This is a genomic window from Alteriqipengyuania abyssalis (assembly GCF_019857185.1).
GTDB lineage: Bacteria > Pseudomonadota > Alphaproteobacteria > Sphingomonadales > Sphingomonadaceae > Alteriqipengyuania > Alteriqipengyuania abyssalis.
The window spans coordinates 471,592-483,069 of sequence record NZ_JAHWXP010000001.1 but is presented as its reverse complement, the minus strand read 5'-3'; the positions used below and the strand labels follow the sequence as shown (position 1 = coordinate 483,069).

Sequence of the window (11,478 nt, the reverse complement as noted above, 5' to 3'; positions counted from 1 at the left end):
GACACTGCGAGTGCCGGGCGGTCCTGCGAACGCGAAACGAAATGTGGGGTTGGCGCGCTATTCCAGCGCGCGATCGGGGCCGAGCTGTACGGTCGGGACAAAGATCACGGGATCGCGCGGACGGCAGACCCGCTCCAGCGCAATCCGCCAGTGCCGCACCCGAATCGCGGTGCTGCATTCGCACCGTGCGTCTTCCTTGTCGCTGCTGCAGACCTCGGCAGCCGAACCGGCCACGGAGCTTTCCGCGAACATCGCGCTTGCCGGCGTACCGACGGCAACAAGGCCGCTCAGGAAGGCAAGACAGGTGAGGAGGAGCCGAAGCATGGCGCAAGACATAAGCGCTGTGGTGCGCAACGTCCAGCCGCAAGCGCACAACCGATTGTCGCGCAGATCGACGCGCGCTAGTCGCTGTTCCACTATGGACCTCGCCCGCTCCCCGCTCGCCCTGCCCTTCCCTGCCATTCCGCCCATCGACGGCGTGACGCTGCGCATCGCGCGGGCGCGCTACAAGGAATGGGACCGTTGCGACCTGACCTTCGCCGAACTGGCGGAGGGCACCAGCGTCGCCGGCGTCTTCACGAAGAACGTGTGCTGTTCGAGCGAAGTCGAGCTGGGCCGCGAGCAGATCAAGGGTGGCAGCGCGCGGGCACTGATCGTCAACGCAGGCAATTCCAACGCCTTCACCGGCTATCGTGGGCGCGAAGCGGTGGAGCAGATCATGGGCCAGGTGGCGGATCACCTCGGCTGTGCGACCAACGAGGTGTTCGTCTCCTCGACCGGCGTGATCGGCGTGCCGCTGCCCAAAGACAAGGCACGTGCAGGCGTGGAGGCGGTGCTGGATGCCCAGCCGTGCGGCTGGGAGGATGCGACCAACACCATCGGCACGACCGACACCTTCGCCAAGGGCGCCCACGCCAGCGCGATGATCGGGGATACTCGGGTCGAGATCGCGGGAATCGTCAAGGGCAGCGGGATGATCGCGCCCGACATGGCGACCATGCTCGGCTACATCTTCACCGATGCGGCGGTCTCGCCCGCCTTCCTGCAGGAGTGCCTTTCCGCCGCGAACCGGCAAACATTCTCCTGCATCACCGTTGATTCCGACACCTCGACCAGCGACACCGTGCTCGCCTTCGCGACCGGCAAGGCTGGCCATGCGCAGCTGACCTCTTTTGACGATCCCGGCGCGGATGCCTTCATGGCCGCGCTGCACGACGTCTGCCGCGAGCTGGCACATTTGGTCGTGCGTGACGGCGAAGGCGCGCAAAAGTTCATCGCGGTCCATGTCAGCGGCGCAGTCTCGGACGAGAGCGCGCGGACCATCGGCCTCGCCATCGCCAACTCCCCGCTGGTCAAGACCGCGATCGCTGGCGGCGATGCCAACTGGGGCCGCGTGGTCATGGCGGTGGGCAAGGCGGGCGAGCCTGCCAATCGCGACACGCTCTCGATCGGCTTCGGCGGCCACTGGGCCGCGCGCGAGGGGCAGCCGGTGGAAGGTTACGACGAAGCGCCCGTCGCCGCGCATCTCGCAGGGCAGGAAATCGACATCGCGGTGGATCTGGGAATGGGCGACGGCCGCGCGAGCGTGTGGACCTGCGACCTGACCCACGGATACATCGACATCAACGCGGATTATCGCTCCTGAGGAGAAACTCATGAGCGTACTCGACCGCGAAATTCTGGCCCTGATGCGCGATGTGGCGGAGCGGATCATCATGCCGCGCCACCAGGCGCTCAAGGCGACCGAAATCATCGAGAAGGCGGACGACGATCTCGTCACCATCGCCGATCGCGAGGCGGAGGTCGCGCTTGCCGAGGGGCTGGCGAAACTGCACCCCGAAGCGGCCATCGTCGGCGAGGAATCGGTCCACGCCGACCCGTCGGTGATGGATCGCCTGTCGGGCACGTGCTGGATCATCGACCCGATCGACGGGACGAGCAATTTCGCCAGCGGCACGGGCCACTTCGGGATCATGGTCGCGCTGGCCGAAGAAGGCTTTGCGCAAGGGGGCTGGATCTACGACCCGCAGCGCGACCGGTTCTGCGCGGCGCGTCGTGGCCAGGGCGCGATGATCGACGGGGAGGCGGTGACAGCGCGAGCCAGCGGCGCAAATCCGCCGCGCCTTGCCGCGATGAAGAAATTCATGACGCCCGAGCAGCGCCGGCGCTTCGACCTGGAAATCGTGCCCAACTACACGCTGGTCCACGCGCCCGGCGCGGCGTGCGAGCAATATCCGCTGACCATGCTCGGCGAACACGACGTTGCGATCTACGAGCGCACGCTGCCGTGGGACCACGCGGCAGGATCGCTGTTCCTGAATGAAGCGGGCGGCACCTGCCTACGACTCGACGGAACACCCTACCGGGTCGACGATGGTCGCAGCGGGATGGTCGGCGCGGCGAGCCGCGACTTGTTCGACCAGCTGGTCGTCCGGCTGTCGGCGGCAGGCTACGCGCCCGCCGCCTGAGCACACATCAGAGCTGTTCTTCGAGCCACGCCTTGAGCTGGCTCTTGGGCCGCGCGCCGGTCAGTTCGGCGGCGCGTTCGCCATTCTTGTACAACACCAGATAGGGGATGCCCTGCACGCCCAGCTTGCCCGGCGTGTCGGTGTTTTCCATGATGTCCATCTTGGCGATGGTCACTTGGTCGGCCAGCTCGTCGCTGATTTCTTCCAGCGCGGGCGCGATCATCTTGCACGGGCCGCACCACTCGGCCCAGAAATCGACCAGCACGGGCTTGTCGCTCTGCAGGACGTCGGACTGGAAGCTGGCATCGGTGACGGTTTTGGTGGCCATGGGGGATGTCTCCTGTTTCTTGGCCCGATATCTAGGGACGCGAAGCGATTACGCAAAGGCGGAGCCGGGCAAACTTAGCTGCTTGTCCCCCAAGCCGGGCTTGTGAGCGGCCAGAACCGCGTGCGGAATCACGATCAGCTGCGGCGTCTGGGTGTACAGCAGCGCCGCGCAAATCCGCCGCCCGGGATAGATGGCGGAGAGCGCGTGGGCGTAGGCGGACATCTGCCGCAGCGTCGCGGCGGGCACCTGTTCCAGCGAAGCCGGCGGGCGGCGGGTGGTCTTGTAATCGACCACCAGCACCTCTTCCTCGCCCACGCACAGCCGGTCGAGCTTGCCGGTGACCACCTGCCCCTCGACCGTCGCGGCGAGCGAGATCTCGGCCAGCGCACCCGGCGCGAACAGCGCGGCAAAATCGGGATGGTCGAGCACGCCGAGCGCCTGCTCCAGCATCGCCGCGCGCGCCTCCTCCGGCAGATCGGCAGCCTGTGCGGCGAGCCATGAGGAGCCCCGCGCTTCGCGGTCCTCGGGCGCGATATCGGGCAGGCGTTCGAGCAGGCGGTGGATCAGCGTACCGCGCTGCGCCGCCTCGGCCCCCGTCGCCAGTCCCGGCGGGTTGGGCGCGAGGTCGTCCCCGGCGGCGGATGGCGCGAGCGGGCGCGGCGGGCTCGGCTCGGCGGCGGGCGGGCGGCTGGCCCAGTCGGGCAGCGCGGGGCGCTGGGCCCGGCTCGCCGCATCGCGGGCGGGCGGCGCAATATCGGCCAGCGTGCCCAGATCGTGCCGCTCGCCCCAGATCGGGTCGGAGACGCCCTCGCCCTCGGCCCCGCCTTCGCTGTCGAACAGCGCAGCGGCCTGCGCATACCAGCTCGCCTCGGGCACGTCCTTGTCGCTCGGCAGCAATGCGCCGCCGATATAGAGCGCTTCCTCGGCGCGGGTCATCGCGACGTACATCAGCCGCCAGTGCTCCTCGCGCTCGCGCGCCTTCTTCGCTTCCTCGGCCGCGACCACCGGCCCCGCCTTCGCCTCCTTGGGCAGCGAGGGGAGCGGGACGGAGCGCCCGTCATCGGTCGCCAGCTCGCCCGCGCGCGCAGGGCCGCGATCGGGATTGCCGGTCGCATCGGCGAGGATCACGATCGGCGCCTGCAACCCCTTCGAGCCATGTGCGGTGAGCACGCGCACGGCATCGCCGCTGCCTGCCGCTTCGCGTTTCAGCTCTTCGTCCGAGGCATCGAACCAGTTGAGGAAGCCCTGCAGGCTGGGCGTGTGTTCGGCACAGTAGGCGAAGGCCGCGCCGACCAGTTCGTCGATCGGATCATTCGCCTCGCGCCCCAGCCGAGCGACCAGCTTGCGCCGCCCGTCCCACGGGCCGGTCAGCAGCCAGTGGAGCAGTGCTTGCGGATGTTCGTAATCGACGCGTGCCAGTAGCGCGCGCAGCCGGTCGGCGGTCGCCATGCACAGCGGCGCGTCGCTGCGGCGGATATGGTCCCACAACCCCACGCTCTTGTCGCGCAGGCCATGCTTCAGCAGGTCGTCCTGCGACCAGCCACCCAGCGGCGAGACCAGCAGGTTGGCGAGCATCAGGTCGTCCCTCGGCTGCGCGGCGAAGCGCAGCGCGGCGAGCAGATCCTTGACCGCAAGCGGCGCGCCCAGCCGCAGCCGGTCGACGCCCGCCACAGGCACGCCCGCCGCGTGGAGCCGCGCAACGATCAGCCCGGCAAGCGCGCGGCGCTTGCGCACCAGGATCATGATGTCGCCCGGGCCCGCCCGGCGCGCCCCGCCCTTGGTCAGCGGGTGTCCGTCTTCGAGCCACTGCTTCACCTGCGCGGCGATCCGGTCTGCCATCCGCCGCTCTGGCGCGGGCAGCCAGGTTTCGGCGCCGTCTTCCTCGACCGCTTCGGGGTCGTCGCTTTCCTCGGCCCTGATCGGTGCCCACAGCGTCACCCGCCCGGGGCGATCTTCGCCGGTATGCTGCACCTCTTCACCGGGCATCCCCATCGCGTGCGTGCCGACATGCGCCACCGCGCGATCGACGAAATCGAGGATCACCTGCGACGATCGGAAATTGCGTTCCAGCCCCAGCCGGGCGAGCGGCGCGAGCGGGACCAGCGGAGCCTCGCGCGTTTCATGGGCGAGCGTTTCGGCATTGGCGATCGCGCTGTTGATCCGCGCGTCATATTGCTCGCGCTTGTCCACGAACAGGCGCGGTTCGGTGCCCTGGAAGCCGAAGATCGCCTGCTTGTAGTCGCCAACCACGAAGATCGTCCGCAACCGCGCGCCTGCCGCGCCCAGCCCGTCAAAGAAATCCTGCGTCAGCGCGTCGATGATCGCCCACTGGCTGTCATTGGTATCCTGCGCCTCGTCGACCAGGATGTGGTCGAAACTGCGGTCGAGCTTGTAGCCGATCCACTGCGCCATCTCCGAATTGCCGAGCAGCGTGGCCGCGCGTGCGATCTGGTCGTCGAAATCGACCAGGCCATGCACCCGCTTCGCCTCGTCCCACCGCAAGGCGAAGCGCCGCCCCAGTTCGAGCGCGGGGGTGAGATATTCCGCCAGCGCGAGCAGCGCGAATTTCTCGCGGATCGCATCGAGGCTGGCCTGAACTGCCGCGACATTGCCCTCGTAGGTCGGGTCGCGCTTCACCAGATTGGTCAGGTTCTTTGGCTTGGAGCCGTCTGCGACCAGCAGGCTGCCATTGAAACAGGCAAGCGTGGCGAGGCGCTGAACGGGATCGGCGGCAAGCCATGCGGAGATCGGCTCCGCCGCGTCGCGCCCGCTCTTGGTGTTCCAGTCCTGCAAGGTCGCAAGGCAGGCGCGCAGAGAGCCGCAGTCGAAGCGGTCGTCGGCGCATTCGCGCACCAGATCGGCCTCGGAAAAATCGCTCGGCAGGCCGAGCATCGCGAGCACCTGCGGCCGCATCGGGCTCTGCCAGCCTTGCGGACCTTCCCACAGCTCGCGCGCCTTGGCGCAGGCCATCAGCCATTGCTTGACCCCGTCGGGACCGAGCCTGCGCGAGAGCATCGCGAGTGCGCTGTTATCCGCCTCGTCCGCGTTGGCGACCAGCTCGGTCAGCACGTCGCGCGCGAGCAACCCGCGCGTGCGATCGTCCATCGCGACCGTGCCCGGCTCCAGCCCCGCCTCCTCGGGAAACGCGGCGAGCAGGTATTGCGCAAAAGCGTGGATCGTATCGATGCGCAGACCGCCGCCGGGGCAATCGAGCACGCGGGTGAAAAGCGTGCGGGCATGGGCCAAAGTCGCCGGATCGACCTTAGCCCCGATGGCGCGCAGATGCTTGGCCAGCAGGGTTTCTTCCATCCGCACCCAGCGGGCCAACGTCTCGTTCACGCGGGTCGCCATCTCCGCCGCGCCCGCCTTGGTGAAGGTGAGGCACAGGATCGATCCGGGCTCCACGCCGGGCTGCAGCAGGAGGCGCAGCACACGCGCGGAAAGGACCTGCGTCTTGCCGGTGCCCGCGCTGGCGGAAAGCCACACGGAATGGCTTGGATCCGCCGCGTGGCCCTGTTCCGGCAGGAGCGTGTGGATTTTGTCGCTCATCGCGTGGCCCCCGGCTCGCTCTCCCTGCCCAGCCATTCCTCCAGCCGCATCAGCTGGTCGTAGGTGGCGTAGAGCTTGAGATCGGGGTTGGGCCGCGCGGTGAAGGGCGCATCGCCGAGGATCCAGGTGTCGAGCGCCTCGGCAAGGTAGCGCCGCGTTTCGGGCAGGAAATCGTCGGGCTCCATCCCTGTGCGGGCATTGCCGATCTTCAGCGGCGTGGTGACATAGCCAAATCCCGTATCCGACTTCGCATCGCGGCCAAGGGACCAGTATTCGAACCGCGTCGGCACGCCTTCGATGCCCCGATCGGCATAGGCGCCCTCCTCCACCAGCAGGCCCAGCGTGCCGAGCTGGAGTGCGAAACCTTCCTCGACCATTTTCTTCGATGGCGGGCCGCCGGTCTTGTAGTCGACGATGGCGTAGCTGCCGTCGGCCAGCCGGTCGATCCGGTCGGCGGTGCCGGTGATCTCGATGCCAGAGAACAGGTGGCGGCCCTTCTGCTCGACCGCAACGATCCGGCGATCGGGATCGGAGCCGACCTCATTCTCGATCCATTCGAGCGCGGCCATCAGGCGCGGCTCCCACAAAGCGCGGGTCAGCGGGTGCGCGTCCATCGCGCCCAGATGCTTGGTCGCCAGATCGACCAGCGCCCCGCCCTCCTTGTGCCATTCCTCCAGAATCGCGTGGGCGAGCGTGCCCTGCCACGCGGGGCTGGGCTCCGCGTCGAGCGGGTCGCGCTCCTTCAGCCGCAGGATCGCATTGGCGTAGAACTGGTACGGGTCCGAGCGCAGCCGATCGAGCGCGGTCGCGCTGATCGTCACCCGACGCACTTCGGCAGGCGGACGCGGCTGCGGCACCGGATAGAGCGGCGCAGGATCGGCATCGCGCAACGCATCGACCAGCGCGGGCAGCTCGTCTTCCTCATGTCGTTTCGCCAGATCGCCGAGCAAGGCCTTGATCCGCAGGAAGAAACGCGATGGAATCGCTGGGCCGTCGGCATCGCGCGCGGCGCGGGTGAGCAAGACCTGCGGCGCGCCCAGCGCACCCGCCAGATCGTGCGCGGCAAGCCCGATGCGGAACTCACCGCCGGGCACGCCCAGCGCGCGCAGCACCGGGGGGGCGAGCAGCGGATCGGGCGAGGCGCCGCCCGGCCAGGTGCCCTCGTTGAGGCCCGCGCAGATAATCAGGTCGGCCCGCGCCATCCGGCTTTCGAGCAGGCCGTAGACCGCAACGCGCGGATGCCCGCCATAGGCCGGGCGCACCGCGACCCGCTCCATCGCATCGGTCAGCACATCGTGCAGGTCGCGCGGGTCGATCATGGTGCCCGCCGCGCTCGCCTGCTGACGCAGATCGTCGACGAAACCGCCCAACGCTCGGCCATCCTCGCGCCCCCAGACCGCTTCGCCGCAGAATTCTTCCAGCACCTGCGCCAACGTTCCGAGCAGTTCGGCGAGCGGCGCGTCTTCCTCCCGCTCCATCAGCGGGGCGAGCCTGTCCGCGACCGTGCCCCACCACGCGTCGGCATCGGCCTTCGCCGCGATGGCGCGCAGGGGTGCCAAGCCGGGCGCGGGACGCGGGCCGCGCAGCCGGTCCTCGAACCGACGCAGCGCATCGAGCCAGTCGGCGCGGGCACGATCGGAATCCTCCGCCTCCGCGACCCCGACGAATGGATGGCCCAGAAACGCGACCAGCGGCACCGGCGCAGCCCTTTCGGCAATCACCTGCGCCAGCAGCAGCAACGCGCGGCCAGCAGCGGTATCGCACAGCGGTGCGCCCGCCGAATCGTCGGCCTGAATTTCCCACCGGCGCAGGTGATGCACGATCCGCCGGGCGAGCGAGCGGTCGGGCGTGACCACCGCCACGCGCTTCTGCGGCTCCTCCAGCTTGCGGCGCACCGCCAGCGCGACGGCCTGCGCCTCCTCCTCCGGATTGCCCGTTTCGAGCAGCTGTACCGCCGCCAGACGGCGCTTTTCGGAAGGCAACTCGACCCAGCTCTTGCTTGCCTGCGGGGGCAGGAACAGCGCGCTGACCGCGTGGGTCCGGTCGGGGTTCGCGGCCGTCAGCCCGCGCCGGTGCCATTGCCGCACCTCGCCGCGATTGACGCCCATCCGGCCAAGCAGCAGCTTGAGGTGATATTGCGGATGGGTCGGCGCATCATGGCGGCCCAGCCGCTCGCCATCGGCATCGTCGGACTGGCCCACACGGCCCAGCTCGTCCCACGCCGCGTCTGACAGCGCGAGGTCGAGATCGGGCAGGATCACCGCGCCCTGCGGCAGTTCGCTCACCACCCGCAGCAGCCGCGCGAGCGCGGGCGCGGCGCTGGTTACGCCTGCCGCGACGATCGGCGTGGCAGGCGGCTCGGCGCGCCAGCTTTTCGCGGCATGGGCGAACAGCTGGTTGCGCCGCGTGGCAGAATCGACGCGGCCCATCGCCTGCAATTCGACGAGCCAGCGCGCCTGCACCCTGGCAAAACGCCGCAGACTGTCCTGCCAGTGCCCGGCGACCGAGCCGACCACATCGAGCACCCGGTCCCCCCGCAGATCTTCCGGCGCGATCTCTTCGACCAGCAGACGGTCCATCGTCTCGGCGATCATCCGCGCCTGCCGGAACAGCGGCGGGCCTTTCGGAGCACCCTTGCCAATGTCCTCCGCCAGCAGCGCGGCGAGCCGCAGCCAGCGGAAGGTCGGGTCGACGGCTGGCGGAATCTCGTCGGCCCCCAGCGGATCGAGCAGCGGGCCAAGCGCTTCGTCGAGCGACAGGTCGCCGATGGTGACCATCCGCGGCAGCAGCAGGCCGGCACCGCCTTCCTCGCCCATATGGCGCACGAAGGCTTCGCTGACCGTGCGGATCGCGCGCCCGCTGGGCAGCAGCAGGGTCAGCCGGGCGAGGCCAAGGCCGTCTTCTGAATATCGCGGGACCAGACCCGCCACCAGCGCATCGGCAAACCCGCGATGGGCTGCGATCGAAAAAACTTGCGGTCGCGCAGCGTTAGCCACGCGACAGCGCCTCCTCGGTCGGGCGGATCGCCTGCGGCGTGCCGACCTCGAACCACTCGCCGGTGAACGGCAGGCCGAACAGTCGCCCTTCCTCGATCGCCCGGTTCCACAGGATGTTGGTCGAGAACTTGCCCTCGGGCGCATCGCGCAGCAGGCGGTGGGAGACCAGCTGGATACCGGTGTAGATGAAGGGCGCGATGCGCCCCGGCTGGCGGCGCGAGACCTTGCCCGCCGCATCGAGATGGAAATCGCCCGGGCCGTCGAAATTGGCGGCGCGCTTGTGCGGCACCACCAGCACCAGCGCGTCCATCCGCTCCGCATCCCACAGCATCGACAGGTCGGCAAAGGCATTGCGCGGCCCGTCGAGCCAGATGTTGTCCGAGTTGAGGCAGAAGAACGGATCGGGCAGCAAGCCCTGCGCCTTGATCATCCCGCCGCCGGTTTCCAGCAGCGCGTCCCGCTCGTCAGAAATGGTGACCTTGGGGCTTTTGCGCTCGACCACGTGGGCCTCCAGCGCGTCGGCCAGGTAATGGACATTGACCACCGCCCGCGCGACGCCCGCATCGGCCAGCCGGTCCAGCGTATGGTCGATCAGCGGCTTGCCCGCGACGCGGACCATCGGCTTGGGCATGGTCGCGGTCAGCGGACGCATCCGCTTGCCCAGCCCTGCCGCCATCACCATCGCAGTATCGGACGCAAGAAGGCTGCTCATGCCTCAAGAGCTCCGTTGCGCGCGCGTAGATCGGCCGGGATATTGGCCTTGAACCACTGCGCCACCGGAGCCAGCGCGGGGTGCGCCAGATCGCGCTCCAGCGCCTCCCACACGCGCGGGATCAGGGCGAGGTAGCGCGGCTTGCCGTCACGCTGGTTGAGGCGCGCGAAGATGCCGACGATCTTGGTGTTCCGCTGCGCGCCGAGCCGGGCGTAATCGGCATCGAACTCGTCGCCGCAATCGGCACATTCGCGATAGCGGGCGAGCATCCGCGACTCCAGTTCGGGCGTCACATCGCGCCGCGCATCCTGCAGCAGGGAGACAAGGTCATAGGCCGGGTGGCCGACCAGCGCGTCCTGAAAATCGATCACGCCCTGACTGCCCGCCCCGCTATCGGGTGCGAGCAGCATGATGTTTTCCGCATGATAGTCGCGCAGCACGGTCACGCCGGGCTGCTGGTTCGCGGTCAGCGGGGCGAGCACTTCGCGCCAGGCGGCGTCGAACCCGTCGCTGTCGACAGCCAGCCCCAGCGCCGGGCAATACCACTGCGTGAACAGCTGCGCCTCGCGCAGGTAGGTTTCCTCGTCATAGGGCGGGAAAGGCCCGGCGGGCTTGCGGTGCAGATCGGCGAGCGTGTCGATCGCGGCGGAATAGGCCTCGTCCTCGGCGGCCGGATTCTCGTCCAGCCAGTCGCGCATCCGCGCATCGCCGAAATCCTCGATCAGCACCCAGCCATTATCGAGATCCTCGGCATATATCTGCGGCGCGCGGATCTGCTGGTCGAGCAGCCAGCGCCCGACATGCAGGAACTCGCGCGGCTCCTCCGGCGGGGGCGCGTGCATCAGCATCGCGCTCTTGCCTTCATGGTGGAGCCGGAAATAGCGGCGGAAGCTGGCATCGCCGGTCAGCGGTGCGATCTGCGCCCCGGCCCAGCCTGCCGCGCCGAGGAAGTCGTGAATACCGTCAGGCAATGTCGTCATGGCGCGCGTCCTAGCCAATCTGCCCCGCCTTCGACAATCGCCTTGCGACCGCCACCCGCATTTGCCCCCGCGAAAGATACGTCGATGGTCAGACAGGCGGGCTCGTGCGCGAAACCGCCCGCGCGTTTGGGCCATTCGGCGATCAGCACCGCGCCCTCGCGATAATCGTCGAGGCCCAGCTCCTCGACTTCGGCAGGGTCTTCGAGGCGGTAGAAATCGGCATGCGCGACCGGCGGCTGGAGCGCCTCGTACATCTCGATCAGGGTGAAGGTCGGCGAGGGGACTTCGCCCGCGTGCCCCGCCGCGCGCAGGATCGCACGGGCGAGCGTGGTCTTGCCCGCGCCGAGCGGACCGGAAAGCGCGATCACGTCGCCGGGGCGCATGGCGGCGGCAATCCGCGCGCCCAGCGCCTCCATCGCCGCGAGATCGGGCAAATCGATCATTG

Annotated in this window: 9 protein-coding genes; 2 read left to right on the top strand and 7 right to left on the bottom strand. The window is 68.7% G+C overall.

From position 1 onward, the window contains the following. Window positions 1-57 precede the first annotated feature (57 nt). A complete protein-coding gene (locus tag KYN89_RS02340; RefSeq protein WP_222823626.1) occupies window positions 58-324 on the bottom strand; it encodes a hypothetical protein in 267 nt (88 codons plus the stop codon). Between the two features lie 94 nt (window positions 325-418). Between KYN89_RS02340 and argJ the strand changes: the two genes are divergently transcribed. Then, window positions 419-1,645 (top strand): bifunctional glutamate N-acetyltransferase/amino-acid acetyltransferase ArgJ, encoded by a 1,227-nt coding sequence (argJ, locus tag KYN89_RS02335; protein WP_222823625.1) that lies wholly within the window; start codon window positions 419-421, stop codon window positions 1,643-1,645. A gap of 10 nt (window positions 1,646-1,655) precedes the next feature. After that, window positions 1,656-2,468 carry an inositol monophosphatase family protein gene (locus tag KYN89_RS02330; protein WP_222823624.1) on the top strand — a complete coding sequence of 271 codons (813 nt, stop codon included), beginning with the start codon at window positions 1,656-1,658 and terminating at the stop codon, window positions 2,466-2,468. Window positions 2,469-2,475: 7 nt separating this feature from the next. Here KYN89_RS02330 and trxA read toward each other — a convergent pair whose 3' ends face one another. From trxA to tsaE, 6 genes are read right to left on the bottom strand one after another with little or no spacing between them, the layout of a single operon-like run. Then, a complete protein-coding gene (gene trxA, locus KYN89_RS02325; protein ID WP_010237681.1) occupies window positions 2,476-2,796 on the bottom strand; it encodes a thioredoxin in 321 nt (106 codons plus the stop codon). Between the two features lie 48 nt (window positions 2,797-2,844). Beyond that, entirely contained in the window at window positions 2,845-6,345 is a 3,501-nt protein-coding gene (gene addA, locus KYN89_RS02320) for a double-strand break repair helicase AddA (RefSeq protein ID WP_222823623.1), read from the bottom strand. Next, on the bottom strand, window positions 6,342-9,341 hold the full coding sequence (gene addB / locus KYN89_RS02315) for a double-strand break repair protein AddB (RefSeq protein ID WP_222823622.1): 3,000 nt from the start codon (window positions 9,339-9,341) through the stop codon (window positions 6,342-6,344). Before addB ends, addA begins: the two co-directional genes overlap by 4 nt. Then, entirely contained in the window at window positions 9,334-10,053 is a 720-nt protein-coding gene (locus tag KYN89_RS02310; protein WP_222823621.1) for a nucleotidyltransferase family protein, read from the bottom strand. Before KYN89_RS02310 ends, addB begins: the two co-directional genes overlap by 8 nt. Beyond that, window positions 10,050-11,033 carry an aminoglycoside phosphotransferase family protein gene (locus tag KYN89_RS02305; RefSeq protein ID WP_222823620.1) on the bottom strand — a complete coding sequence of 328 codons (984 nt, stop codon included), beginning with the start codon at window positions 11,031-11,033 and terminating at the stop codon, window positions 10,050-10,052. Before KYN89_RS02305 ends, KYN89_RS02310 begins: the two co-directional genes overlap by 4 nt. Next, complete coding sequence (tsaE, locus tag KYN89_RS02300; RefSeq protein ID WP_248284946.1) at window positions 11,030-11,476, bottom strand: tRNA (adenosine(37)-N6)-threonylcarbamoyltransferase complex ATPase subunit type 1 TsaE; 447 nt, start codon at window positions 11,474-11,476, stop codon at window positions 11,030-11,032. Before tsaE ends, KYN89_RS02305 begins: the two co-directional genes overlap by 4 nt. Between the last annotated feature and the right edge of the window lie 2 nt (window positions 11,477-11,478).

Coding starts and splice junctions, on each gene's coding strand:
- argJ (WP_222823625.1), top strand. CDS start 419: ATGGACCTCGCCCGCTCCCCGCTCGCCCTGCCCTTCCCTGCCATTCCG.
- KYN89_RS02330 (WP_222823624.1), top strand. CDS start 1,656: ATGAGCGTACTCGACCGCGAAATTCTGGCCCTGATGCGCGATGTGGCG.
- KYN89_RS02305 (WP_222823620.1), bottom strand. CDS start 11,033: ATGACGACATTGCCTGACGGTATTCACGACTTCCTCGGCGCGGCAGGC.
- KYN89_RS02310 (WP_222823621.1), bottom strand. CDS start 10,053: ATGAGCAGCCTTCTTGCGTCCGATACTGCGATGGTGATGGCGGCAGGG.
- trxA (WP_010237681.1), bottom strand. CDS start 2,796: ATGGCCACCAAAACCGTCACCGATGCCAGCTTCCAGTCCGACGTCCTG.
- KYN89_RS02340 (WP_222823626.1), bottom strand. CDS start 324: ATGCTTCGGCTCCTCCTCACCTGTCTTGCCTTCCTGAGCGGCCTTGTT.
- tsaE (WP_248284946.1), bottom strand. CDS start 11,476: ATGATCGATTTGCCCGATCTCGCGGCGATGGAGGCGCTGGGCGCGCGG.
- addA (WP_222823623.1), bottom strand. CDS start 6,345: ATGAGCGACAAAATCCACACGCTCCTGCCGGAACAGGGCCACGCGGCG.